The sequence below is a fragment of the Rhizomicrobium palustre genome, assembly GCF_011761565.1.
Taxonomy (GTDB): Bacteria; Pseudomonadota; Alphaproteobacteria; order Micropepsales; family Micropepsaceae; genus Rhizomicrobium; species Rhizomicrobium palustre.
The window spans coordinates 1,189,267-1,214,238 of record NZ_JAASRM010000001.1 but is presented as its reverse complement, the minus strand read 5'-3'; the positions used below and the strand labels follow the sequence as shown (position 1 = coordinate 1,214,238).

Annotated in this window: 25 protein-coding genes; 10 read left to right on the top strand and 15 right to left on the bottom strand. The window is 60.6% G+C overall.

Going from position 1 to position 24,972, the window contains the following annotated elements:
• The first annotated feature begins 26 nt into the window (after positions 1–26).
• The 4 genes from FHS83_RS05380 to FHS83_RS05365 all read left to right on the top strand — a co-directional run bounded on the left by FHS83_RS05380 (position 27) and on the right by FHS83_RS05365 (position 4,811).
• Entirely contained in the window at positions 27–449 is a 423-nt protein-coding gene (locus tag FHS83_RS05380) for a hypothetical protein (RefSeq protein WP_167081639.1), read from the top strand.
• Positions 446–1,528 carry an S-methyl-5-thioribose-1-phosphate isomerase gene (gene mtnA, locus FHS83_RS05375; protein WP_167081637.1) on the top strand — a complete coding sequence of 361 codons (1,083 nt, stop codon included), beginning with the start codon at positions 446–448 and terminating at the stop codon, positions 1,526–1,528. The genes FHS83_RS05380 and mtnA overlap by 4 nt, the downstream gene beginning before the upstream one ends.
• Before the next feature lie 64 nt (positions 1,529–1,592).
• The gene (locus FHS83_RS05370) at positions 1,593–2,564 is read left to right on the top strand and encodes a S41 family peptidase (protein ID WP_167081635.1); all 972 of its coding nucleotides are present in this window, start codon (positions 1,593–1,595) and stop codon (positions 2,562–2,564) included.
• A gap of 66 nt (positions 2,565–2,630) precedes the next feature.
• Entirely contained in the window at positions 2,631–4,811 is a 2,181-nt protein-coding gene (locus FHS83_RS05365) for a M20/M25/M40 family metallo-hydrolase (protein ID WP_167081633.1), read from the top strand.
• On the opposite strand, the gene FHS83_RS05360 is transcribed toward FHS83_RS05365, so the two are convergent.
• The 5 genes from FHS83_RS05360 to FHS83_RS05340 all read right to left on the bottom strand — a co-directional run bounded on the left by FHS83_RS05360 (position 4,812) and on the right by FHS83_RS05340 (position 9,395).
• A complete protein-coding gene (locus FHS83_RS05360; protein WP_167081632.1) occupies positions 4,812–5,480 on the bottom strand; it encodes a dienelactone hydrolase family protein in 669 nt (222 codons plus the stop codon).
• 141 nt (positions 5,481–5,621) lie between these two features.
• Positions 5,622–6,719, bottom strand: coding sequence for a redox-regulated ATPase YchF (ychF, locus tag FHS83_RS05355; protein ID WP_167081629.1), 1,098 nt, complete (start codon positions 6,717–6,719; stop codon positions 5,622–5,624).
• Positions 6,719–7,330 (bottom strand): aminoacyl-tRNA hydrolase, encoded by a 612-nt coding sequence (gene pth, locus FHS83_RS05350; protein ID WP_167081626.1) that lies wholly within the window; start codon positions 7,328–7,330, stop codon positions 6,719–6,721. Before pth ends, ychF begins: the two co-directional genes overlap by 1 nt.
• A 104-nt stretch (positions 7,331–7,434) precedes the next feature.
• On the bottom strand, positions 7,435–8,142 hold the full coding sequence (locus FHS83_RS05345; RefSeq protein ID WP_167085285.1) for a 50S ribosomal protein L25/general stress protein Ctc: 708 nt from the start codon (positions 8,140–8,142) through the stop codon (positions 7,435–7,437).
• Between the two features lie 194 nt (positions 8,143–8,336).
• The gene (locus tag FHS83_RS05340; RefSeq protein ID WP_167081624.1) at positions 8,337–9,395 is read right to left on the bottom strand and encodes an AI-2E family transporter; all 1,059 of its coding nucleotides are present in this window, start codon (positions 9,393–9,395) and stop codon (positions 8,337–8,339) included.
• A 131-nt stretch (positions 9,396–9,526) separates the two neighbouring features.
• On the opposite strand from FHS83_RS05340, the gene FHS83_RS05335 reads away from it, so the two are divergent.
• A complete protein-coding gene (locus tag FHS83_RS05335) occupies positions 9,527–9,934 on the top strand; it encodes a SirB2 family protein (protein ID WP_167081622.1) in 408 nt (135 codons plus the stop codon).
• Positions 9,935–9,943: 9 nt separating this feature from the next.
• Here the strand turns inward: FHS83_RS05335 and FHS83_RS05330 are convergent, their stop codons facing one another.
• Positions 9,944–10,783, bottom strand: a complete 840-nt coding sequence (locus tag FHS83_RS05330) for a class I SAM-dependent methyltransferase (RefSeq protein WP_167081620.1) — start codon at positions 10,781–10,783, stop codon at positions 9,944–9,946.
• Between the two features lie 226 nt (positions 10,784–11,009).
• Between FHS83_RS05330 and FHS83_RS05325 the strand changes: the two genes are divergently transcribed.
• Positions 11,010–13,421: a tetratricopeptide repeat protein gene (locus tag FHS83_RS05325; protein ID WP_167081618.1), complete on the top strand. Its 2,412-nt coding sequence runs from the start codon at positions 11,010–11,012 to the stop codon at positions 13,419–13,421.
• On the opposite strand, the gene FHS83_RS05320 is transcribed toward FHS83_RS05325, so the two are convergent.
• The 4 genes from FHS83_RS05320 to lgt form a co-directional block, all read right to left on the bottom strand.
• Complete coding sequence (locus FHS83_RS05320; protein WP_167085283.1) at positions 13,418–14,353, bottom strand: ribose-phosphate diphosphokinase; 936 nt, start codon at positions 14,351–14,353, stop codon at positions 13,418–13,420. The two genes, FHS83_RS05325 and FHS83_RS05320, sit on opposite strands and share 4 nt — an antisense overlap.
• Positions 14,354–14,606: 253 nt before the next feature.
• A complete protein-coding gene (pgeF, locus tag FHS83_RS05315; protein ID WP_167085281.1) occupies positions 14,607–15,365 on the bottom strand; it encodes a peptidoglycan editing factor PgeF in 759 nt (252 codons plus the stop codon).
• 31 nt (positions 15,366–15,396) lie between these two features.
• Positions 15,397–16,476 (bottom strand): SAM-dependent methyltransferase, encoded by a 1,080-nt coding sequence (locus FHS83_RS05310; RefSeq protein ID WP_167081616.1) that lies wholly within the window; start codon positions 16,474–16,476, stop codon positions 15,397–15,399.
• Complete coding sequence (gene lgt, locus FHS83_RS05305) at positions 16,473–17,444, bottom strand: prolipoprotein diacylglyceryl transferase (protein WP_167081614.1); 972 nt, start codon at positions 17,442–17,444, stop codon at positions 16,473–16,475. The genes FHS83_RS05310 and lgt overlap by 4 nt, the downstream gene beginning before the upstream one ends.
• Positions 17,445–17,626: 182 nt before the next feature.
• Here lgt and FHS83_RS05300 point away from each other — a divergent pair, with 182 nt between their 5' ends.
• The 3 genes from FHS83_RS05300 to proC all read left to right on the top strand — a co-directional run bounded on the left by FHS83_RS05300 (position 17,627) and on the right by proC (position 19,440).
• A complete protein-coding gene (locus tag FHS83_RS05300) occupies positions 17,627–17,896 on the top strand; it encodes an accessory factor UbiK family protein (protein WP_167081612.1) in 270 nt (89 codons plus the stop codon).
• 183 nt (positions 17,897–18,079) lie between these two features.
• Positions 18,080–18,583: a type III secretion system chaperone family protein gene (locus FHS83_RS05295; RefSeq protein WP_167081610.1), complete on the top strand. Its 504-nt coding sequence runs from the start codon at positions 18,080–18,082 to the stop codon at positions 18,581–18,583.
• Between the two features lie 53 nt (positions 18,584–18,636).
• Complete coding sequence (gene proC, locus FHS83_RS05290; RefSeq protein WP_167081608.1) at positions 18,637–19,440, top strand: pyrroline-5-carboxylate reductase; 804 nt, start codon at positions 18,637–18,639, stop codon at positions 19,438–19,440.
• On the opposite strand, the gene FHS83_RS05285 is transcribed toward proC, so the two are convergent.
• The 3 genes from FHS83_RS05285 to FHS83_RS05275 are packed head-to-tail and all read right to left on the bottom strand — an operon-like array spanning position 19,437 to position 21,959.
• On the bottom strand, positions 19,437–20,804 hold the full coding sequence (locus tag FHS83_RS05285; protein WP_167081606.1) for an ATP-binding protein: 1,368 nt from the start codon (positions 20,802–20,804) through the stop codon (positions 19,437–19,439). The two genes, proC and FHS83_RS05285, sit on opposite strands and share 4 nt — an antisense overlap.
• Complete coding sequence (locus FHS83_RS05280; protein WP_167081604.1) at positions 20,776–21,468, bottom strand: response regulator; 693 nt, start codon at positions 21,466–21,468, stop codon at positions 20,776–20,778. Before FHS83_RS05280 ends, FHS83_RS05285 begins: the two co-directional genes overlap by 29 nt.
• Positions 21,465–21,959 carry a MarR family winged helix-turn-helix transcriptional regulator gene (locus tag FHS83_RS05275; protein ID WP_208414238.1) on the bottom strand — a complete coding sequence of 165 codons (495 nt, stop codon included), beginning with the start codon at positions 21,957–21,959 and terminating at the stop codon, positions 21,465–21,467. The genes FHS83_RS05280 and FHS83_RS05275 overlap by 4 nt, the downstream gene beginning before the upstream one ends.
• A gap of 66 nt (positions 21,960–22,025) precedes the next feature.
• Here FHS83_RS05275 and FHS83_RS05270 point away from each other — a divergent pair, with 66 nt between their 5' ends.
• Positions 22,026–22,922 (top strand): branched-chain amino acid aminotransferase, encoded by an 897-nt coding sequence (locus FHS83_RS05270; protein ID WP_167081602.1) that lies wholly within the window; start codon positions 22,026–22,028, stop codon positions 22,920–22,922.
• Here the strand turns inward: FHS83_RS05270 and FHS83_RS05265 are convergent.
• Positions 22,919–23,356, bottom strand: a complete 438-nt coding sequence (locus FHS83_RS05265) for a molybdenum cofactor biosynthesis protein MoaE (RefSeq protein WP_167081600.1) — start codon at positions 23,354–23,356, stop codon at positions 22,919–22,921. The genes FHS83_RS05270 and FHS83_RS05265 overlap by 4 nt on opposite strands.
• A 9-nt stretch (positions 23,357–23,365) precedes the next feature.
• Positions 23,366–24,865 carry a sensor histidine kinase gene (locus tag FHS83_RS05260; RefSeq protein ID WP_167081598.1) on the bottom strand — a complete coding sequence of 500 codons (1,500 nt, stop codon included), beginning with the start codon at positions 24,863–24,865 and terminating at the stop codon, positions 23,366–23,368.
• Positions 24,866–24,972: the final 107 nt, after the last annotated feature.

The following is a 24,972-nucleotide window of genomic DNA, read 5'->3' as shown; positions in this document are numbered from 1 at the left end:
GATCTGACGTGGACGGAGGGATAAGAATGTTGCGGGCGATACTTTTCTCCGCGGTGCTGGCGGTGGGCTCGGCGGAAGCGGCGAGCTTCGAGTTGCGCCTGGATACCCCTTGCGAGGGCGCGTCCAAGCCCTATCTCTTGCAAGGCACCTCACACGAACACTGCCTGGCGCCGGAGAAGGTTTTCGATGCCGCGGGTGTGGTGCGGGTGCAGCGTTATCCCGTTATCGCCAAAGCCATTGTTGATATCACCCCGGATGCCACCGAGAAGCTTCTCAAGGCCACGACGGATGTGGACGGAAAAGGCATTGGCGTGCTGTTCAATGAGAAGCTCATCTTCTTTGCCCCCGTGCACGATCCCTTGAAGCTGGAAAAGCTTATCCTGACGCTTAACAACGCGCCCGACGAGGTAGACGCCTTGGTCGCCGCCTTCCCCGGACAGAGTTCATGAAAATTCACGGCAAGCATTACCGCACCATCTGGACCCGCCCCGACGAAACGGTGGAAGTCATCGATCAGATGAAGCTGCCGCATGTCTTCGAGACAGCGGTGCTGAAGAACGCGGAAGATTGCGCCGTGGCGATCAAGACCATGCTGGTGCGCGGCGCGCCGCTGATCGGGGCGACGGCTGCCTATGGCGTGGCTTTCGCGATGAAGAAAGACCCGTCCTCCAAGGCGCTGGTGGAAGCCATCGACATGTTGGGCGCGACGCGTCCCACCGCCGTCAATTTGCGCTGGGCTTTGCGGCGCATGAACAGCGTGCTCAAGGGGATCGGCCATGAAGACCGCTTCGCTGCCGCCTGGGCGGAAGCGGCGAAGATTTGCGATGAGGATGTTGGGACCTGCCGCATGATCGGCGTCAACGCGATGCCGATCTTCCGCGAGATTGCCAAGAAGAACGGTGGCAAGCTGAACGTGCTCACCCATTGCAATGCGGGCTGGCTCGCATGCGTCGATTGGGGCACCGCGCTCGCCCCCATGTATATGGCCCATGACGAAGGCATCGACATCCATGTCTGGGTGGATGAAACCCGTCCGCGCAATCAGGGCGCCTCGCTCTCGGCTTATGAACTCGGTGCCCACGGCGTCAAGCACACCATCATCGCCGATAATGCCGGTGGCCATTACATGCAGCATGGCATGGTCGATCTTGTCATCGTCGGCACCGACCGCGTGACCCGCAATGGCGATGTCGCCAACAAGATCGGCACTTACCTCAAGGCGCTCGCCGCCCATGACAATGGTGTGCCCTTCTATGTCGCGCTGCCGTCCTCCACCCTCGATATGAGCATGGCCAAAGGCAGTGACATTCCGATCGAGGAACGCTCCACTGATGAGCTGTTGAAAATGACCGGACGTCTTCCCGGTGGCGGGCTTGCCACGGTGGAAATTGCCGCCCCCGGCTCGCCCGGCGCCAACCCGGCCTTCGATGTGACGCCCGCACGTCTCGTCACCTCGTTCATTACTGAGCGCGGCGTTTGCGCGGCCACGGAAGAAGGGCTGAAGGGCCTCTTCCCGCAATTGGCTTAAGCCTGTCGCCGAGTTCATGCCACCTTAGGTGGAATTCGCTTATACTCCTGATGGGAGGTAGGCGATGCATAAACTTGGCTTAGCGATCACAGCGGCGGTGCTCAGCATGGCTGCGGCGCCGCCTCCAACCATGGCGCCCGAGGCCGCAAAAGAACTTTCCGCCGCCATCGATATCTTGAAAACCCGGCACATGAATCGGGACCGGTTGGATTGGGCTGAGGTGGAAAAAGAGGCGTTTGAAGCCGCCAAATCCGCCGCGACGCCAGCCGAGACCTATCCCGCCATTCGCGGCATCATCACGAAACTGAACGAGAAACATACCTTTCTCATTCCCGCGGAGAACGAGAAAGCGCGCCAGACGGGCGCTGCGGTTGGAAAGACCCAGCCGCCACCGTTCATCGTTCCAGAGGCTTGGCCATTGGCCGATCGCGCGATGCTGCTGCGCGTGCCCGCCTTTATGGGGAACGAGGCGCAGGACCGGATCTATGTTGCGACCTTGCGCCAAGCCGTTCAGCACGCGGCAGACAAAGGCATTTGCCGTTTTGTGATCGACCTACGCGGCAATTGGGGTGGCAACATGTTTCCCATGTTGGCCGGCTTAAGAGCATTCCTGGGCAAGGCGCCTTACGGCTATTGGGTGCTGCCAGATGGAAAGCGCATCGCGTGGAAAGTATCTGATGCACCTGTAGAAGGCGCAAATTTGCCGCCTTATGCTGTCGCGGCACCGGACCTTTCTTATGTCTGGGTCGCTGTTTTGCAAGACGAGGCGACCTCCAGCGCGGGCGAGTTTACCGCCATGGGGTTTCGTGGCCTGCCGCAGGCACGCAGCTTTGGCAGCGATACTGCGGGCTATCTGTCCTCCAATGAACCGATCGCCTTGCCAGATGGGGCGGAAATCGCGGTATCAGAGGGCTGGGCGACGGACCGGGTGGGCCACGATTATCGCGACGTGCTGACGCCGGACCAAGCCACGGCCTCTGGGCAGGCGACGGTCGATGCGGCGCTGGCCTGGTTGAAGCACCAGCGCTGCAGATAGCTGGCGATTTTGCGCCGCCCCACACGTGGTGCTAGCGTCCCGCCCCGTTGCGTCGCGGGGGATGGCATGCGGAACGGGTTTCTGGTTTTGGTAGCGGCGGTGGCTCTGGCCCTGTGGTGTTCAGAGCCGCCCGCGCCCAAAGCTGCTAATGCGCCCGCGGATCAATTCTCGGCCGGGCGCGCCTTTCTCGATATCGCGGAAATTGCCCAGCGCCCGCATCCTATCGGCAGCGCCGATCATGAGCGGGTGAAGGCCTATCTTGTTTCGCGCCTGACGGCGATGGGCCTTACTCCTGTCACCCAATCCGAGCGGATTTTGCGCCAAGGCCATGGCCGCGCGGTTTCGGCGCCCATTACCAATATCATCGCTACCTTGAAGGGAGCTGACGCCCAGGCGCCTGCGGTTCTGGTGATGAGCCATTACGACACCGTGCCGGATTCGCCGGGGGCCGCCGATGATACGGCAGGCGTCGCTTCTGCGCTGGAAATCGCCCATGTGATGCAGCGGGCCGGAACCCCACCGCGCGATATCATTTTCCTCTTCACCGATGGCGAGGAGATGGGGCTTTTAGGCGCCACTGCATTCTTCGCGCATCATCCGTTGGTGTCCCATATCGGCGCGGTGATCAATCTGGAAGCGCGCGGCGATAGCGGCCGAGTCAATATGTTCGAGACGGGGCCGAACAATAGGGCTGCGATCGCTCTGTGGCGCGCGGAGGTTTCCCACCCCACGGCCAATTCGCTGGCTTCCGCCATTTATAAGCTGATGCCGAACGACACCGACATGACGCTCTCGGTGCAGCGCGGATTGCCGGGGCTGAACTTCGCCTTCATGGGCGACGAGATGGCCTATCACACACCTGTCTCAACGCCGGAACATATCAATCTTGGCAGCGTGCAGGATATGGGGAACAGCGCGCTGGCCGCCGTGAAGGCCTTTGCCGCCACCATTCCGGCGCAGACAGAGAATTCGGTTTATTCCGATTTTCTTGGGGTTTTCCTGATCCAATACAGCTTCTTCACCGGCTGGGTGCTGTTCGCGGCGGCGGCGCTGGCTATGTTCACGGCCATTTTTCTTGCACAGCGTTCCACCCCTTTTGCCTGGGGGCGTGGGATCCTCGGCGCACTGTTCGCGATTGGCGTGCCGGCGCTGCTCTTATGGCTGGCGGGGTTAAGCTTCGGTGCTGTGCATCATTATATGCGGGTGGCCTATTTTGATTATCTCCTCGCAGGCGCGGGGCTGATCGCGCTGGGGGCGGGACTGTTCTGCGCCGGATCATTCGAGGATCGCTGGCGTCCGGCGGCGGTCTGGCAGGTCTTGATGCTGATCACCCTGGCGCTCGCCACGGCGTTCCAGCTCTATATGCCCGAAGGCGCCTATGTTATTGTCTGGCCGCTTCTGGCGGCGTCTTGCATCGCGATTCTGCGCTATGGCGTGTTCCGCGGTGAAGATCATTTCGGGGCGGTGCTGGTCACGGGGCTTGTGGCGCTCATCTTCATTGCTCAAGTGGTGATGATGGCGCTGATGGCCTTCACCTCGCTTGGGGTTGATCTGCCACTGGTGCTGGTGGCGCCGCTGCTTCCGGTGTTGCTCTTGACGCTGGTGGTGCCGGGTGGGCGCTTGCCCAGGGCGGTGTCGCTGCTCATCCTCATCGGCGGCGCCGCGCTCTTCGCCTATGGCCGAATGGCGCCGCCGACATCAACCCATCCGCAGCCGACCATCGTCAGCTATGTCTACGATGCGGGAAGCGGGAAGGCGTATCGGGCGGAGTATCTGTCAAACGGCGATGCTTGGACGAAAGCGGTGCTTGGGCCGAATGCCCAGAAAGGACCCTTGCCGTGGTTCTCGCGCCGCAGCGGCTGGTTCACTGAGACGAAGGCTGTGCCTGTGCCGAGCGCCGATCTCTCCGTGGCGCGCCTGGGGGATAAGCTTGAGGTGACGATGACGGCGGCACCGGGCGCGGCCTATGCCGAGCTCTCCTTCCGCGATAAGGCGGGCGCAGGGCCCGAAGAGTTGATGCCCGCCGCAAAGCAGAGCAACGCTCGCGATGTGCGGTATTTCGCACCGGATCGTTTCACCTGGGAGGTGCCGGTACCCAAATCGGGGGCGCTCGAAATCCGTGCCAGCGTGCTCTATCCCGAATGGCCCGAGGCTGCGCAAAAGCTGCCGTCGCTGCCTGAAGGCAAGATGGCCTTCTCCTATCACGCGGCGACGGAAGTCATGCTGAAGCGGGAATGGAAGAAGTAATCACGCCCCATGGGCGCGGAAGAAATCCAGGGTGCGGTCGCGGGCAATGCGCGCGGCTTCGGGCTCGTGATTGGCCGGGCGGGGCGAATTGAACCCATGACCCGCATCGTAAAGATGGATTTCGATTTCAGGCCGAAGCATTCGCAAATGCTCCACGCGTTCTAGCGGAATGGAGGTGTCGCGCTTGCCAAAATGACAGATCACCGGGCAGTTGGGCTTTTCCTCTGCAAGGTCAGGCGCGAATTTGCCGTAGTAACTTGAGACGGCAGAAAGATCATGTGAGCGGCAGGAAAGCGCATAGGCCACCGAGCCGCCATAGCAATAGCCCACCGAAAAAACGAGGCCATTGGGTTTCAGCATATGGGCGCAGGTCTTGGCATCTTCCACGGAAAGATTGAAAGGATGGCGCTTGGAAAGCTCCGACCCTTTGGCCATTTCATCGGCGCTGGCGATGAAGCCCGGTTCCTCTCGGTCGAAAAGCGCGGGCGCTAGAACCTCATAACCTTCAGCGCAGAAATCATCGGCAATGTCTTTGATATGCTCGGTAATGCCGAAGATTTCCTGGATCAGCACCAGTCCGCCGCGGCGCACCCCAAAGGGTGTGACATGATAGGCGCCAATGCGCGCGCCATCCCCCGCCTCAATCTCAATCATCTGGCCTTTGCACATGGCGGGGCTCCCAGCACTGATTAAGCTTAAGAACGGCCAAGGTGCGCTTTGGATGCGCAATCGGTCCATCGCAAACAACAAAAAGCCCCGCATGTTGGGTTTGCCAACACACGGGGCTGCGCTGGGAAGGCGAAAAAAGCGTCAGGTGTTGAAGCGGAAATGCATCACATCGCCGTCCTGGACGACGTAATCCTTGCCTTCCAGGCGGAACTTGCCGGCTTCACGCGCGCCCGCTTCACCCTTGTTTGCCACGTAATCGGCATAGGCGATGGTTTCGGCGCGGATATAGCCCTTCTCGAAATCGGTGTGGATCACGCCCGCCGCTTGCGGACCGCGCGAGCCTTTGGTCACCGTCCAGGCATGGCATTCCTTCGGGCCCACCGTGAAGAAGGTGATGAGGCCGAGAAGATCGTAACCCGCCCGGATCAAACGATTGAGGCCGGGTTCTTCGAGACCCAGGGCGGCGAGGAAATCCATGCGTTCGGCGGCATCAAGCTGCGCGACTTCTTCTTCGATGCGATTGGAAATGACGATGGAGCCATTGCCTTGCGCTTTGGCCATCTCCTGCACCTTGGCGGAGAGGCTGTTGCCGCTGGCGGCGGAGCCTTCCTCCACATTGCAGACATAGAGGACCGGTTTGCCGGTCAGAAGCTGGAGCTGGCGGAAGGGTTCTTTCTCCTCCGGGGTCAGCTCAACCAGGCGGGCAGGTTTGCCTTCGCGCAGCAGCGTCACCGTCTTCATCATCAGCGCGAGCTGTTCCTTGGCTTCCTTCTCGCCGGAATTGGCTTTCTTCTCGAGCGGCTTGATGCGGCGCTCCAGGCTGTCAAGATCGGCCAGCATCAATTCTGTTTCGACTGTCTCCGCATCGGCGACGGGATCGATGCGGTTCTCGACATGGGTGACGTCGCCGTCTTCGAAGCAGCGCAGCACATGCACGATGGCATCCACCTCGCGGATATTGGCGAGGAACTGATTGCCGAGGCCTTCGCCCTTGGAGGCGCCGCGCACCAGGCCTGCGATGTCCACGAAGGTGATGCGGGTCGGGATGATCTCGGCGGAACCGGCGATCTTGGCCAGCACTTCCATGCGCTCATCGGGCACCGCCACATCGCCGACATTCGGCTCGATGGTGCAGAAGGGATAATTCGCTGCCTGCGCCGCCGCGGTCTGGGTCAGCGCATTGAAGAGGGTCGATTTGCCGACATTGGGCAGACCGACGATGCCGCACTTAAATCCCATCAGTTCTTTTCCGGCTTAGAGGTGTGTTCTTGAGGATGCAGCGTCGCCGCCACCTTGTTCATGAAGCCGATCACGTCGTTCTGCGCAAGCAGGGTGGTGCAATCGGAAATCGCCGCGAGGATGGGATCGAGCCATTCCTCATCGGCTTTGGAGAAATTGGCAAGCACATGGCCGACCACAGCGGATTTACCACCCGGATGGCCGACGCCGATGCGCACGCGGATGTAATCGGACCCAAGCGTTGCGGTAATGGAGCGAAGCCCGTTATGGCCCGCATCGCCGCCGCCCGTTTTGGCTTTCAGCTTACCCGCAGCAAGATCGATCTCGTCATGCAGCACAACCAGCGAAGAGGGGCGCAGCTTCAAAAAGCGCGCCGCCGCTCCCACGCTGTCGCCGGAGAGGTTCATATAGGTCTGGGGCTTGATCAAATAGGTTTTGCGGCCTGCGATTTTGCCCTCGGACATCTCGCCTTGGAATTTGGCGCGCCAGGGGGAAAAGCCATAAGCGTCATGGATGCGGTCGAGCGCCATGAAGCCGACATTGTGCCGGTTCTTGGCATATTGGGCGCCGGGATTGCCGAGCCCGGCGATGAGAAGCGGCGCATCCGCCATGAAGTATGCTCACCACGTAAGAAGGGGCACCGCAATGACGCGGTGCCCCGTTATAAAGAGCCTTGAAAACCCTGCCGCAGCAGAGCCGGGGCTGAATGCTAGCCTTACTTCTTGGCCGGGGCCTTGGCCGCAGCCGGAGCCGCCTTGGCGCCAGCAGCCGGAGCCGCAGCCTTCGCACCAGCGGCCGGAGCCGCCGCAGCCGGGGCAGCCGCATCGGCAGCCGGGGCATTGCGGTCTTCCTTGACCGAGGTCGGGGCCACAATCGAGGCCAGGGTGAAGTCGCGGAAACGGGTGGTCGGGACCACGCCTTCCGGCAGAGCGATGTCGTTGATGTGCAGCGAGTCGCGCAGGTCCATCTTCGACACGTCGATATCGACGGCGCTCGGGATGTTGTCGGCCGGGCAGATCAGCTCGAGCGAATGGCGCACGATGTTCAGCACGCCGCCCTTCTTCACGCCGGGGGAGACTTCCGTGCCCTTAAAGTGCAGCGGGATTTCGAGCTTGATGGTCGCGCCTTCTTCCAGACGCATGAAGTCGACATGGACCGGGCGATCCGTGACCGGATCGAGCTGCAGGTCGCGCGGGATCACGCGGGTGACCTTGGCGCCGTCGTTCAGCTTCAGAAGCGTGGTGAGGAAGGCGCCCTTTTCATAAGCGAGCGTCAGCGTATGGGCGTCGAGCGCGATCGGCTCGGGATCGGAGGAGCCGCCATAGATGATGGCCGGGATCTGGCCCTTCTGACGAGTCTGATAAGAGGGGCCCTTGCCCGTACCCTCACGCTTTTCGACGGTGAGTTCCTGAATTTCGCGCATATCGGTTAAGTCCTTGAAATTCCGTCCGATCACGCGGAGCGCAAGCTGCCTACGGCCGGGAAAGCGCAGGCTTGTAGCGGAAGCAGCCTTTTCTTGCAACCGGACTCCCAAAAAACGCCGCGGGCGCGGCTTTTCGGACCAAAGCGGGGGACAAGCTAGGCTTGAGGGTATGCAACCGCAAGCTGATTTCGTCCTTATCCCTTGCGGTCGTCCAGCACGTCTTCAATGTAAATCTTCTGCACCAGCACCCACAGTGCGACGGAGAGCGGGGTGGCCAGAATCGCGCCCCAAATCCCGAAAAGCGGCGCAAAGACCAAGATCGCCAATAGGTTAAAGATCGCGGGCAGGGACACGGCCCAGCGCTGGAGCAGGGGCTGGCTGACATACGCCTCGATGGTCAGGACCACCGTGTAGACCCCTGCTGCGTAAAGGGCGAGGATCGGGCGCACGCTGAAGGCCAGGAGCAGGCCGGGAATCATCGCGATCGCCGGGCCGATATAGGGCACGAACACCGCCACGCCGGACAAAACGGCCAGCGCGAAGGGCAGCGGCACGCCAATCGCCCAAAGCCCGATGAAGGTCATTACCCCCAAAAGCAGCATGTCGAGGGTCATGCCCAAGAGCCATTTCTGCAGGGCCTCGCCCACCGCGTTCAGGATTTGCAGGGTGCGAGTCCGGCGGCGCGGCGGCACCAAGCGGAGCACGCCATGGATATAAAGCGGCGGGTCGGCGGCGAGGTAAATGCCGACCACGATCATCAGCGCCGCCTCGCCCAGCCCGCCCAAAATGCCGCCCGCCAGAGGCAGGGCCGCCGTCAGCCGCTCCGCCGCGTTGCCGCCCTGATCCAGCGCGGCCAGGATTTGCCGCCCCAATAGGGATTCACCCAGCAATATCTTGGCCGAGTCGAGGGTCTGCGGCAGGCGGGCGATGAGGGATGAAAACTGATGCGCCGCCATGGCGCCGAAAAAGTAGAAAAAGCCTAGCGCGATAAAGCTCACATCCAGGACGGTGATGAGCAGCGCCACCCGGTCGGGCACCTTAAGCCAGCGCCCCAGCGGCCCGGCGAGATTGCGCAAAGCCACCGCGACGACAATGCCGCCAAAGGTCAGAATCAGAACCAGCGAAACCTGCCAAAGCGCGAGCAAAAGCCCGACGACGAGCCCGCCTAGGAGGGCCCGGCGGACAAATACCGCATCGGCGGACGGCTTATGCGGGATGCTGCCATGTGGCGCTTCGTAATCGCTATCGGTCATCAGGGCCCTCGTGTCGAACCGGAGAATACACGGTTTTTCAGTTTCGGAAGGCCAGGTTTGCGTCTCGCCCATGCGGGAGCGGTGCCGTAGAATGTGGTAAGCAGCATACTGATATTTTTAAAGGGCGGGCGATGGATCCGGTACATTCGGCTGTATTGCATGTGCATCTGGCGGCGGTGGCGGCCTCCGGCGGGCTATTCTTCCTGCGCGGGCTTGGTCTTCTGCTGCTGCGCCAACGCTGGCCCATGGCGGCGTCCGTGCGCTACCTCAGCTATACGGTGGACAGCATCCTTTTGGCCGCCGCGATCACCCTGACCGTGATCATCCAGCAATATCCCTTCGCCAATGCCTGGCTGACGGCCAAGGTCCTGCTGGTCGTGGTCTATATCGTCCTTGGCTCCATCGCCTTGAAGCGCGGCAAGACGCAAACCCATCGCCTCATCGCTTTTGGGGCCGCACTGGCAGTCTTTGTCTTCATCGCCAGTATCGCCCATGCCAAGAGCCCGTTTGGCTTCTTCGCGCCATTGCTGGCGGGGTGAGCTTAGGGCTTAACGTGCGGCGTGCACGATGGTGGTGCGCCGCGGCGGCGGAAGATCGCGCTGCTCGGCGTAATAGCGCGTGGCCGCGTTTTCCGGATCGAGGAAATTCTGCTGCGCAAAGCCCTTTTGCTTAAGCTTTTCCGCCATCGCCTCTTCGCTGAAGGCACTGATGAAGGGCTCGCCCATCGCGGCCACCACATCTGCGATTTCCTTTTCGGCCGGCATCGAAGGATCGGGCGGCTGGCGGAAAGTGAGGGTGATACTGGCGCGCGTTGAAACCTTCGCCATGGCTTCGAGGCTTTTGTCGATATCGGCCTCGGTCAAATACATGGAGACGCCGAGCCAGGAGAAGTAAACGCCTTCGTTCGGGTCAATTCCAAGCCGTCCCAAAACATCGCCGAGACCTTCGCGAGTGAAATCGGCGGCAGCAAAGCGTAAGTTTTCCGGAACGGTGAGCTCGGCAGCGGCAATCATCTGTCGTTTGGCCGCCTGGGTGGCGGGGTGATCGATCTCCACAATCCGCATGCCTTTGGCAAAATGCGGTTGACGAAACGCGAATGTGTCGAAGCCTGCACCCACCAATACATAGGTGGTGGCGCCATTGGCGGCTTCCTCAGCCAGCATATCCTCGGCGAAACGCGCGCGCAGGCAGACATGGCTTCTAAGCCCGCGGCCACGCGGATGCTGATGACGCGCAATCATGCCATGGATGGCGTCCGCCGTGTCCGGCCCCAAGAAGCGCACAGCCACGGGATCGGCGAAGAGCAAGGGATGGCTGTCCAGAATCTGGTGTGCGGCCCGGATATAGGCCACGCCCAGGGCCGTCCGGCTGGCTTGGTGGTCTTGCATGGCAAACAGGTACGCTTGAGGTGCGTTTCGGGATGCACACTAGGCGGACGGGGCGGGGGTTGCACAGAAGATTTTCTGACTGTCCGAAGCGGGGGATTCCCGGTTCCGACCAGCGCAGCTTCGTCGATCTTTCTCGCGACTTTGCGCCACGGTGACTATTGTCCTTGGGAGATCCGATTTATGCTTGCGTCCAAGTGGGATTGTGTCGGTTTCCAGTGGGGGCAATGTGATTTGGCGTATTACGGCGGTGGTGTTGGGCCTCACCGTGACGGTACCGGCGGTCGCCGGGGTGTCCTCGGCGATATCACGGCCTCTCACCGCGCCGAAGCTTGAGCCGCGCAAGGGTGGCCAGGCATTTGCCGACACCTGCTTTCAGCCTGTCACGATCGAGAACGCCGAGGCGGTCATTGCTGCCTGCAGTAAACTCGAAACCGACTTTGGCTTGGACAAAGAGTGGCATGTATCCGTGTTGAACGCGCGCGGTTATGCCCAATATGTCCTTGGGCATTTAGATAAGGCGCGCGCGGATTATAAGGCCGCTCTTTCGCAGGATGAGAGCAACCCCGATGCAATGTCGAATCTCGCCGATCTTTATATCTATCTCAAAGAATATGATGAGGCTGAAAGGATCTTTGACGCGTTCGCCAAGAACAATGTGGAGGAGGCCGCAAAGGCGGCTTTTGGCGATACCAGTGGGAAATATGGCCTCACGCTGGAGGATTTGAAAAAGCTGAAAGCCGGCTCGTCAGAGCAGGCTTTCTATTACGGAGTGCTATATCTCTCCTTCGATAGTCCCGAGCGCGCGCGAGAGATGTTTGATCGGGCAATTGCTTTGCGGCCAGACTTTGCGGAGGCGATTGGCTATCGCGCCCGGGCTCGATTGGCGCTCGGCGACGAAGAGGCGGCCCTTAAAGAGCTCGATATTGCGCTGAAATTGCGCGCAGACTTCGCGCCCGCGCTGTTTGACCGAGCGGAAATCTTGCAGGGTCAGAATAAATGGGCCGATGCGATACGCGATTACGACCGCCTGCTCAGGATCGATCGTCTGGCGCAAGCATATTTGGGTCGCGGCTCCTGTAACTTCGAATTGCAGGCCTATCAGCGTGCCATCGACGATCTCAGTAAGGCCATTGATCTCAATCCCAAGCTATCCGAGGCCTACTACGTCCGCGGTACCGCATATCAGCAGCTCGGGCAGTTCAGGCAATCGATCCGTGATCTGGATGAAGCGATCAAACTCGATCCGCACGCATCTCGTGCCTATAATAATCGAGGCGTTGCCCATCACGCATTGAGTGAAGGTGATCTGGCTCTGACCGATTACGCCATGGCGATTGTGGCCAACCCCAAGAACATCAATTCCCACATTAACCGCGGGCAGATTTTTGTAGAGCGCAAACGCTATACGGAGGCTATGACAGAGCTCAATGCCGCCTTGGCAATGAACCCGAAATCCGTTCGAGCCTTGCGCTGGCGTGCTCAGGCTTATGTCGATTCCGGAGATCCTCGCCGGGGTATTGAGGACTATAACGCCGCCATAGCCCTTTCCCCCGGCGACCTGTCGCTTATCCACGATCGCGCGACGGCCTATGCAGCGGCCTCTGACAACGCGCATGCTTTGGAGGATTTTGATCGCTATGCCAAAGCCTATCCGAATTCGCTGGAAGCACGCTTCGATCGAGGCAAAGCGCAATATCTACTCGGCCATTACAAACTCGCTGAAGCTGATCTCGATGTTGCCCTGAAGCTAAGCCCGAAGAGCCCGGCCGCCCTTAATCTTCGCGGGCTCATATCCGCTGCGGAGGGGGAGCATGGCAGGGGAGCTGAGTTCTTGGCGCGGGCAATCAAGCTTGATCCCAAGGTCGGCTATTTCTACGCCAATCGTTGCAGAGTCCTTGCTTTTGATCCCGAACAGACGCCGGCGCGTTTCGCAGAAGCGCGCAGTGATTGCGACCGTGCGATTGCCTTGGAGCCGGCAAACCCCATGTTTTTCGACCAGCGCGCCCAGCTAAATGTTCGCTATGGCAATTTCGGTGCGGTGATTGCCGATATTGATAAGGTGATTGAATTAGATCCTGACAACGCCCTGGCCTATAACCTTCGGGCGAGGGCTTGGCGAAGTCTGAACCAGAACGATAAGGCGCTTGCCGATTTTGAAGCCGCATTTTTGCGCAATCCAAAGTTGTGGCAAGCCTTGCGAGACCACGCCGTGATCCTCTTGGAACTCGGCCAATACGAAAAATCCCTCGCCGATTTGGATAAGCTCGTCGCTTTGCGGCCAGACCTCGTCGATTCTTACAATGAGCGCTGCTGGCTTCGGGCGGTATGGAATCGCGACCTGCAAAAGGCCCAGGCAGACTGTGATCACGCGCTATCGATCAAATCGAACACGGCAATAGCCCTGGATTCGCGCGGTGTGGTCTATTTCCGCCAGGAGCGCTATCGCGATGCAATCAGGGACTTCGATGCAGCGCTAGCAATCGTGCCTGATCTCGCGGCATCGCGATATATGCGTGGACTTGCATATATCCGCCTAGGCGAGACCGAGCAGGGCAATAAAGATATAGCCGCGGCCGTGAAGCTGGAGCCGGAGATTGCGTCCATCTACGCCGGATACGGCATCAAGCCTGCGCCTTAGTCGAACAGGCTCGACACGCTCTCTTCGTTGCTGATGCGGTGCATCGCTTCGCCGATCAGCGGGGCGATAGAAATGCGCCGGATATTCGGGCATTTCGCCACTTCAGGCGTGGCCGCGATGGTATCGGTCACCACCATCGATTTCAGCGCCGAATTCTGGATGCGCGACACCGCACCGCCCGAAAACACGCCATGCGTGGCATAGGCGAAGACTTCCTTGGCCCCGGCTTTCATCAGCGCCTCGGCGGCGTTGCAGATCGTGCCGGCGGAATCGACGATGTCGTCCACCAGGATGCAGGAGCGTCCGGCCGGGTTGCCGATGATGTTCATCACTTCCGATTCGCCCGCGCGCTCGCGGCGCTTATCGACGATGGCGAGATCAGCCCCAATGCGCTTGGCAAGGCCACGGGCGCGGACCACACCCCCGACGTCCGGCGAGACCACCATCAGGTGGTCACCATGGCCAAGCGCGTCCTTGATGTCCTTCACAATGACGGGCTGGGCATAGAGGTTGTCGGTCGGGATGTCGAAGAAGCCCTGTATTTGCCCTGCGTGCAGATCAACGGTGAGCACGCGGCTGGCACCGGCCTGGGTGATCAGATTGGCGACGAGCTTGGCGGAAATCGGCGTGCGCGGTCCGACTTTGCGGTCCTGGCGGGCATAGCCGAAATAGGGGATGACGGCGGTGATGCGCTTGGCGGAGGCCCGGCGGAGCGCGTCAATCATGATGAGCATTTCCATCAGATTGTCGTTTGCCGGAAAGCTGGTCGATTGCAGGACAAACATGTCCTCGCCGCGGACGTTTTCCTGGATCTCCACGAAGATCTCCAGATCCGCGAAACGGCGAACGGCGGCCTTGGTCAGCGGAATTTGCAGATACTGAGCGATGGCGTCTGCCAGAGCCCGGTTCGAGTTACCGGCAAGCAGCTTCATGCCCTCAGTCGCCTTCAAGTCGACCATGGCCCTCACCACCCCTTTTTTGTGACGTTGTGATGACCGGGCTTTTAGCAAGGGGAGGGGGGTGGGTAAACCCGAATCTCGCTTATTCACCCCTTTTGCCACCGCATTTACCGCGCGCGGAATATCCGTATCGGTGCGGCCACAGTTTTTCGCGCGCAGCGCGGGATTTGTGACAAAGGTGAACCGCAATGGTGCCGTCTTCGAGCCCGAATCCGGCCATGTTTATTTAGGGTTTTAAGTGAATGGCCGAAAGGTCGCGCCCGTAATCAGCCTCGCCACGGTGAGTCGCGCGCCTGAAGCTGAAGTAGAGGTCATCGGCGGCATAGGTATCGGTGGAGAGTTTTTCGACCGAGGCGATGCCAGCTTTCGCGAGCCGTGCCGCGACATAATCTTCAAGCGCGAAGCGATAATGGCCCTCGCGATGGCTTGGGATGAAATAGGTGTCATTTCCGGCGGCGGAGGCCAGGAAACGCTCCCGGAACGCGCCATCCACTTCGTAGCTTTGTTGCGCGATGCAGGGGCCGATGGCCGCCGTGATGCGCGCGCGTGCTGCGCCGAGCTTTTCCATGGCGGCGATCACGCTATCGGTCACGCCGCCAATGGCGCCTTTCCAGCCCGCATGTGCGGCGCCAATCACGCGCGCCTCAGAATCAGCCAGCAGCACTGGCGCGCAATCGGCGGTGAGAATGCCAAGAATGATGCCTGGCACATTGGTCGCCATTGCATCGGCATGCGGCGCATTACCGATGTCCCATGGCGCCGTCACGCTCACCGCCTCCGCGCTGTGGACCTGATAGAGAGTCACAAGCGCCCCGCCCCCTAAGGCTTCGGCGGCGCGGCGGCGATTCTCCAGCACAGAAGCGCGCTCATCTCCCGAGCCCGGACCGCAATTGAGCCCGGCGTAAAGCCCTGTCGAAACGCCCCCGGGACGGCCGAAAAAACCGTGGTCAATACTCGGCGCGGCAAGACCTGCCGCTTTCAGCATCAGCATGGAGATCGTGCGTCTTTCGTATCGTTTATTCTTCGAATCCGAAGCCGGGCGCTTGCGGCGCGTTCTTCGGCGCGAAGGTGAGAACCTTGAAGAGCGCGCCCATCTCAGCCGGATTTACCAGCCGGTCAATGGCGGCGTAGATCTGCTTGGCCTCTGTGGGGTTGGCGATGATGAGCCTCTCGCCGCGTGCGCCGATGCCGAGATCGGCGAGGAAGTTGCACTGCGTCGCCGGACCCGACACCGCCGCGCCTCCGCGAAGGCCAGCTTCCTTCAAGGCGATGAAATCGACATGCGCCGAGATATCGCTTTCGCCAGGTGCGGCCAGGAGATCGGCGTATTTGCCGTTGGCGATGGCCTGCAAGGTCTCGCCGAATTCTTGATGGGTATAACCGTAATCGATGATCACCGCGCCGCCGCCCTGGGTTTCGACTGTGCGGGAGATTTCCTCGGCCAGAACGCCAGCGGCGGGCGCCACCTCATAGACGGCGCCGAGCGGGACCTCTTCGCTGCCTGCAGGCGCAGGGATGCCGGGTTCGGGTGCAAGGACGAACTGCAATGCATCGCCGGAAAGCCCGATCATCCGCTCACACCAGCCGCGCTCGGTCTTGACGAATTGCTTCACCGGCAAACAGTCGAAGAACTCATTGGCGATCAAAAACAGCGGGCGGTCGGTGAGGGCGTCGCTGAAGCGGTCCGTCCATTCAATGTCGGCTTGGATATTGGCGAGCTTATCGCGCTGAACCGAAGCAAGTACACTGCTTGCCTCCACCAGCACGACTTCGGCATCGAGCAAAAATTCCGGCACGGCGGCGGTCAGGGTGCGCAAGGCATCGGCCATCAAGGTGCCGCGGCCGGGGCCAAGCTCCACAAGGCGGGGATTGGCGGGGCGGCCTTGATCGTGCCAGGTCTGCGCCACCCAAAGCCCGATCATCTCACCAAAGGTCTGGCTGACTTCCGGTGAGGTGATGAAATCTCGCCCGATGGTCGCCCGCGCTGTATAAGAGCCGGCTTGGGCATCGAACTGGCACAGTGTCATGAACTGGGCGACGGAAATGGGGCCGTTCGCGGCGATGAGTTCGGCGATACGCTGTCCCAATGCGTTCACGGCGTGCTCCTTTGCTTTTTGGCCCAAGCGGGCTGTTTGTATGCAACCCAAATGAAGAAGGCCGCAGCCGCCCACATCGGGAGCGATAGCAGCATGCCCATACTGAACCAGCCATAGATCATCGATTCCGAATCCCGGAAGAACTCGGAAAAGGCACGTGCCAGGCCGTAGCCCAAGAAGAAGAGGCCGCAGATCATCCCGGGCCGTTCATGCAGGCGGAATTTGCGAATAGCCAGTTGCAGCAGCAGGAACAGCAACACGCCTTCGGTGGCCGCTTCGATGAGCTGGCTCGGATAGCGCGGATTCATGCCCGCAAGGCATCTTCCATAGGTGGCGCGAATGGTGTCGTTGCAGAACACCATGCCGATGGGCGAGTCGGTTTCCTTGCCCCAGAGCTCGCCATTGATGAAGTTGGCGAGGCGGCCGGTGAAAAGTCCGATCGGCGCCACCGAGGCGATGGCATCGCCCACCGAAAACATGTTGAGCCCCCGCTTCTTGCAGAACCAGACAATCGCGGCGACGACGCCCGCCAGCCCGCCATGGAAGCTCATGCCGAGAAGCTGCGGGATATAGATCGGAATCTGAAAGCCAAAGAGATGCAGCCCGCCCGGTGTCCAATGCGCGATCAGGTTCAGGGGATTTGTGACATAGGCCCAAGGAAGGCCATGGCAATCGCGCCCGTCCGGCCAGAAGCCGCAATAGAAAATGCCATAGAAAAGGTCGTAGCCCAGCCGTCCGCCCACCACCACACCCAGAGTGGTCCAAACAAAGAGGTCCCCGATGTCGTCAGCGGTCGCAGGCGAGGTGCTGGAAAATGGCGGGCGAGCCCAAAGACTCTTTTGCTGCAGCATCTTGACCAAAAGCCACCAGCCCGCCAGCAGGCCAGATATATAAGCCAAGGCATACCAGCGCACGGCAAAGGGGCCGAGCTGAATGGCGACGGGATCAAGATCGGGATAGGTCAACATGGGTGCCTTAAGACGCGCTGCTTCGCAATATTAGTCAAGCAGAGCTTGATGACGGGTTTTTCAGGGCTTACCTCGCGAAATCAGGGCTTTGGCAGGATGAGATTGCCTCAAAGACGGGTGCAGGCCCCTTGCCGAAGCGCGGCGCAATGCCGATATAGGAGTCGGAACAAGGACCTAGGCCCATGCAGACTCAAAACCCCTTCCTCGACGGTCTTGGCCGTCTTGCCACCGATGCCGCTGGCGCCGCCCAAGGCGTGCGGGCCGAAGTGGAGGGCTTCATCAAGCAGCGCCTCGAGAAGATGATCGCCGATCTGGATTTCGTGCCGCGCGACGAGTTCGAAGCGGTCAAGGCGATGGCGCTGAAGGCGCTGGCCGAGAATGAGGCGCTGAAGGCACGGATCGCCGCAGTTGAGGCAGCTCAAGGCGGCGCGAAGCAGAACGAAGCAGTCTGATTCACAGAAGCTCCCCGAGCGCAAGAGTCTCGCACAACACAAGCTGGTTAATGCACAGAAGCAAAGCTGTGAGTTGACCACTGTGCCCCAAGCGCATTTCGGTCAGACTCTTTGCTCACGCAAAATCTTGTGGCAGCTTGGCACACAACTGCTTCGTTTTGCGTTGCCGGGAGCCCGGGGTTCATGACCGTCATTCACCAAGAACATACAACTAGCCGCCCGCACCCGCTCGATCTGCTCGAGCGGACGGTGGAGGAGAATGGCTGGGCCTTCGAACGTGCGAGCGCGGACGAACTCAATCTCTCCGTCGCGGGACGCTGGTCTGATCATCATTTCAGCTTCACCTGGCGCGATGATCTGCAATCGCTGCATCTTTCGAGCGCCTTCGATATGCGCGTGAAGGGTGAGACGCGGCTGGTAGATATTTCCTCGCTGCTGATGTTCATCAACGCGCGGCTTTGGATCGGCCATTTTGACTTGTGGCCGGAAGACGGCACCATCGTTTTCCGCCACGCGATGATTTTCCCCGACGCCCATGCCTCGGATTCGCAAATGGAATGCCTGCTCAATTTGGCGCTGGAAGCCTGCGAGCATTATTACCCCGCCTTCCAATTCGTGCTCTGGGGTGGCAAGACGGCTCAGGAAGCGGTTGCCGCCGCGATCCTGGAATGCCAAGGCCAAGCGTAATATAGCTCTTCACCTCTCCATATCGGGGAGGTGAAAGAGAAGGCGCGGCGATCATGACCACTCCCATCCTTATTATTGGCGCGGGCAAAATGGGCACGGCCCTGATCCGCGGCTGGGTCAAGGCCGGGATCGGGCCGATCACCGTGGTCGAACCCAATCCGTCAGAAACCCTGAAGGCCGTGCCGGGGCTGAATCTTGTCGCCGGACTGGATGCTGTTCCCGGTGATGCGTTTCGCGCCTGCGTCGTGGCGCTGAAGCCGCATATCCTGCGGGCCGAAGCGGGCAAGTTGAAAGCCATCGCCGAAAAAGGCGCGCTGATGCTCTCCATCGCCGCAGGTACGCCATTGTCGCTGTTGAAAAATCATTGGGGCGAAAAAGCAGGCGTCGTGCGCGCCATGCCGAATACGCCGGGCTCGATTGGGCAAGGCGTCACCGCGATTTATGCCGGAGCCGAGATTGGCAGCGAGGATCGCGCCTTTGCCGAAACCTTGCTCTCGTCCATCGGTCTGACGCTCTGGGTCGAAACCGAAACCCTACTCGATGCGGCGATGGCGATTTCGGGCTGTGGCCCGGCTTATGTTTTCGCGCTGGTCGAAGCCATGGCGAAAGCGGGTGTCGCTGCTGGCCTGACGGAAGAAGCTGCTGCGAAACTCGCCCGCGCCACGGTGACCGGCGGCGGGGCTTTGCTCAATGCCGATCCGCGCCCGCCCGCCGATCTCATCCGCGATGTGGCAACGCCTGGCGGTACCACGCAAGCCGCGCTCAATGTGCTGCAAGCCGAAGATGGCCTTGGACCGCTTTTTGTAGCGGCTATCAAAGCCGCCATCGCCCGCGCCGAAGAACTCGCCAAAAGCTAAAGCGGCAATCTCACCGTTGCGCGCAGGCCGCCTTTCGGGCTGTCGCTGAGCGTAAGATCGCCGCCATGGGCGCGGGCGATGTCGCGCGCGATGGCAAGGCCTAAGCCCACGCCACCGCTTTGCAGGTTTCTCCCCTCATCCAAACGATGGAAGGGGCGGAAGGCTTCTTCGCGCAATTCCGGCGCGATGCCTTTGCCTTCATCATCGACATGGATTTGCGCAAAGCTTGCTTCAAGATCGAGGCTGACACTCGCCGAGCGGCCATATTTCAGCGCGTTCTCGATCAGGTTGGTGACACAGCGGCGCAACGCCCGCGGCTTCACCGATAAGAGCACGCCTTCAGGCACGTTCAGCTCCAAGGGGCCGGGACGCGCCTTTTCTGCGGCGATTGCGGCATCGCGCAGCAACTGGCTCAAGTCCACGCGCTGGCTCTTCTCGCCGCCTTCGCCGCGGGCGAAATCGAGATAATCATCTAGCATGCGCTCCATCTCGGCGATGTCTTCGCCAAGCGCTTTGGTGTCAGCCGTCTCGTCCATCATCGCGAGTTGCAGGCGGATGCGGGTGAGCGGAGTTTTCAGATCGTGGCTGACGCCCGCGAGCATGGCGGTGCGTTGATGCACATGTCGCTCGATACGATCGCGCATGGTGAGGAAGGCTTGCGCGGCGCGGCGCACTTCGGTCGCGCCATAAGGTTTGAAATCGGGGACGGCGCGGCCTTTGCCGAATGCGTCGGCGGCGCGCGCCAGCCGCTCGATGGGGCGGACCTGATTGCGCAGGAACAGGATCGCGACCGCGAGCAGGATCAGCGAGGAGCCGAGCATCCAGACAATGAAAATGTCGGGGCTCGAGACCGTGATGCGGTCGCGCGGTACGATGGCGTGCAAAACGCCGTCATGCACTTCCACATCAATGGCGATGAATTTCTTGCCCGGCAGCGGCGCGGTGCGGAAATGGCGCTTCTCGCCAATCTGCTGGGCAATGGTTTCATCCAGCGCCTTATCGATGGTGGATTTGTGTTGGCGCGTCGGCGGCGGGATGTGTACGCCCGGCTCGAAGCGCAAATCATAGCGAAGCTGCTTGGCAGCCAGCTCGCGCAAGTTTTCCCGCCACGGACTTTTGCGGGTATCCTCAAGCGCGACCAACAATGTGATGTCTGCTGCCGCGGCCTTGGCCATGCGGCGCGTGGTGGTATCGAGGTCGCGTTCGAAAAAGACGTAAGAGACGATAGCCTGCAAGATCACCATCGGGGCTACGATGATGATCAGCGAACGGCCAAAGAGGCCGCGTGGCAGGAAGCGTTTGACGAAGCGCCCTGGGCGAAAGCCCCTTTCGGCTTTAACCGACGCGGTCGGGTACGAGGACATAGCCAACTCCCCGGACGGTTTGCAGATAAAGTGGCAGTTTGGGATCGTCTTCGATCTTCTTGCGCAGGCGCGTCACCTGCACGTCGATAGAGCGTTCCAGCGAAACGCCAAGCCGCGCGCACAAATCAGCGCGCGAGAAGCTGCGTCCCGCATTGGCCGCGAAGAGCTGCAGCAGCGCATTCTCGCTTGAGGTCAGCCGCACGGGCTTGCCTTTTTTCTTGAGCTGGCCGCGTTCGGGATCATAAACGCAATCACCCATCCGCACCTCGCTATGGGCGGATTTTTGCGGCGGTGCGGCGCGGCGCAGCAACGCGGAAATGCGAAGCAGCAATTCACGCGGTTCGAAAGGCTTGGTGAGATAATCATCGGCGCCGCGCTCCAGCCCCGCGATGCGGTCTTCCGCTTCGCTTTTCGCCGTCAGCATCAGGATCGGCATGGAGGAGGAGGCGCGCACACTGGCGGCAAATTCAAACCCGGATTCGCCGGGCATCATTACGTCCAGCACCAGAAGATCGAAGGCCATGGATTTCATCAGCGCGCGTGCATCGGCGGCGTTAGCCGCGGCGCTCACCCGAAAACCATTCGAGGAAAGATATTTCTGCAAGAGCGCGCGCAGGCGCTCGTCGTCATCGACCACTAAGAGGTGGGGATCTTCCACATTCATGCTTTCGTCCTCCAGCGGTCCGGTTCGCCGGTCATGCCGATCAATACTTTGCGATAGCCATTCACCGCATCCTGCCCGGCCGTCTTGAACGCGGCGACCAGCAGCGGGCGTTGGGCATTCCAGACCGCATCTGCCAGCGCTTTTCCGCGCGGGGTGAGCTCTAGGCTGCGGGTGCGCCGGTCTTGCAACCCTGTCTTGCGTTCGACAAAGCCACCCTGCAACAATTCGTTGAGGACCCGGTTGAGGCTTTGTTTCGTAATCTTGAGGAAGCTGAGCAATTCGGCCACCGAAAGACCGGGGTGACGCGCAATGAAATGCAGGGCTCTGGCATGGGCGCGCCCAAGGCCTGCTTCGGCGAGCACCGGAGCCGCTTTTCCCGCAACATCGCGTGCCGCCACGAAGAGCAAATCCAGTCCTTGCTTGAGCGCTTCGTCGCTTAGGTATAATGCCCGTGTATCGGGCGGCATTCCGCCAAATTTTGCGTCAGACATGCTGACATAAATAGGCCCCAGACTCCGTCCTGGCAAGGGCAGGCTGGACCAGAAGGAAAGATGATTATGGCCGATGTGATCCCCTTCGATCAGCGCGACGGTTCGCTCTGGTTTGACGGTAAGCTTGTTCCCTGGAAAGACGCCAAGGCGCACGTGCTTACCCACGGCCTGCATTACGCTTCCTGCGTCTTCGAAGGCGAGCGCATGTATAATGGGCGCATCTACAAGCTGAAGGAACACACCCACCGCCTGTTCGAGAGCGCGCGTATTCTCGGCATTACCATTCCCTTTACCGAAGACGAGATCAGCGCGGCCTGCATCGAGGCCTGCGAAGTGCAGGGATATAAGGACGCCTATGTCCGCCCGGTGGTCTATCGCGGTTCGGAGATGATGGCGGTCTCCGCCCAGTCGACCAAGACCCATGTTGCGATCGCGGCTTGGCAGTGGCCTTCTTATTTCGATCCCGAAACCAAGATGAAGGGCATCCGCCTCGACGTTTCCGATTGGAAGCGCCCGGCGCCGGATACCGCGCCGACCCAGGCCAAGGCCGCCGGTCTTTATATGATCTGCACCATGTCCAAGCACGCCGCCGAGGCCAAGGGCTATGCCGATGCGATGATGCTCGACTATCGCGGCTATGTGGCTGAAGCCACCGGCGCGAACATCTTCTTTGTGAAGGGCGGCACGCTCTATACGCCGCCGGCCGATTGCTTCCTCAATGGCATTACCCGCCAGTCGGTGATCGCGCTAGCCAAGCTGCATCAAATTCCGGTGGTGGAACGCTTGATCCGCACCGACGAGCTGCCCACCTTTACCGAATGTTTCCTGACGGGGTCTGCTGCCGAAGTGACGCCGGTCTCGGAAATCGGTCCCTGGAAATTCACCCCGGGCGACATCTGCCGCAAGCTGATGACGGTCTATTCCGAAGATGTGAACGCCGAGGTGTCGGTGGTGAAGCTCTAAGCCTCACTCCACCTTTCGGTCGCCGCGTCATCGCTCGCCTTGGCCTCTACCCAGCGCGAGCCTTCTTGAAAGCGCTCTTCTTTCCAGAAGGGCGCTTTTGTTTTGAGATGGTCCATCAGGAATTCGCAAGCCGCGAAAGCTTCGCTTCGGTGCTTGGCGGCGACCGCGACAAAGACGATGGGATCGCCAGGGCGAAGCGTGCCGACGCGATGAATGACGCTGACCCAATGCAGCGGCCAGCGGGATTGGGCCCGTTCGATATGGCGGGCGATTTCACGCTCGGTCATGCCTGGGTAGTATTCAAGATGAAGGGCTTTCAGTCCGTCGTCGCCGCGCACATAGCCGATGAAATTCGCGATGGCGCCCGCGCCCGGCGGTATGCGCGCGAGTTCGGTGGTGACATCAAACGGCGTTTCTTGAATGGACAGGATCATGCGCCGAGTTTAGCGCAAGGCCCGGTGACGTTCTATCCCGCGCGCGGCCGGCAGGCGGAAGCGGAAAATTGTGCCGCCGGAAGGATTGGGCTCGGCCCAGATCATGCCGTGATGGTCTTCGATGATGGCGCGGCAGATCGAAAGGCCAATCCCGAGCCCGTCTTTCTTGGTTGAGGTAAAGGGCTGGAACAGCCGGTTCGCGACATCTTCCGGCAGGCCGGGACCGGTGTCGGTGATGGAGAACTCAACGAAACCTGGCTCCGGCGAGGTGGCGCCAACGACTAGCCGGCGCACCGGGCTTGCCTTCATCGCTTCGATGGCGTTGCGCATCAGATTGACCAGAACCTGCTGCATCTGCACACGGTCGATATAAACGTCCGGGGCGGCGGGATCGGTTTCCTCGCGGATCTCGTGGGCGAAATCAGTGGTGCCCACCAGGGCCAGCGCCTCTTCCACCAGCAATGCGGGCGCCACCACCGCGCGCTCGGTCTCACGCTTTTCGATGAAGCGCCGAAGACGATGCAGGATTTGCGAGGCGCGCATGATTTGCTGCGCCGATTTTTCGCTGAGGTTGATGACCTTCTCGGAATCCACCACTTCGGAGGTGGTGGCTGTGCGACGCAGCGCAGCCATGTAATTGTTCGCCGCTGTAAGCGGGTGGCTCACCTCATGGGCCAGCATGGCGGCAGTCTCGCCCATTACCGCGAGGCGCTGGGCATGCATCAGCTCCATCTGAAGCTGGCGCGCCCGCTCCCGGGTCCGCTCACGGCGCAGGAGGGATATGCCCCACAAGCCCACAGAGGGTGCCGAGAAAGTGGCGATCAAGGCGAGGGCGAGCGCCCATAGCATCATGCGATCGGTTTCGTGCTCATGTGCTGTCTGGTCGGCCTCCGCGCGGGTGCGAAAGGCAACCATGTCTGGGGCAGTAGCACGTTGCAGCATCGCGTTCACTTCCGCATGCGGAATGTTGAGGCCCTGGCTACGCGCAGCGGCGAGCCGCCCATCCAGCTCCTTGAGATGAACCTCGATCAGCCGCATCACCGGGCTGATGGCGCGTACGGAATCAGGATTGCTGCGCAGAAGATTGAGGAATGCACCCGCTTCGCGGTTGGCCGCCTTGGCTTTGACCACGGCTTCGGCGGTGGTGGCATTGCCTTTTCCTTCCGCAGCGAGACGCGCGGCGACGCTCGCCTCATCCAGCATATTCTCCAGAACCATGGCCTTGGAGAGAAGGACTTGCGAGGTCTGCGCGGTTTCGATTTTCTGTTTAAGTCCACCGAGCACCACGCTCAAAGCCACCGCAACGGTAAGAAATAATACCGCCGCGCCGCCGATGCAGGCGATGCCCGCTATCCAGGTCGGCGATTGATCGGTGATGTTTCGCTTGGTCCGGGCGATGCCATCGCCCAGAGCGCGCAAATTGGTCCGTGTTGCGGCTTGCGAGAACCAGAACATCAGACGCTGGCTATTGAGGAGGGGATTGTCAGTACGCGTCGCATACGAGCTCATACTGCTCCTTCGCTGAAGCCGGAACCTTGACGATGTGTCACGGTTCTGTTTTGCGCGCAATCGCCATACGCCAATAAAATCCGTACTATGGCGGAAAGGCCAGTGTC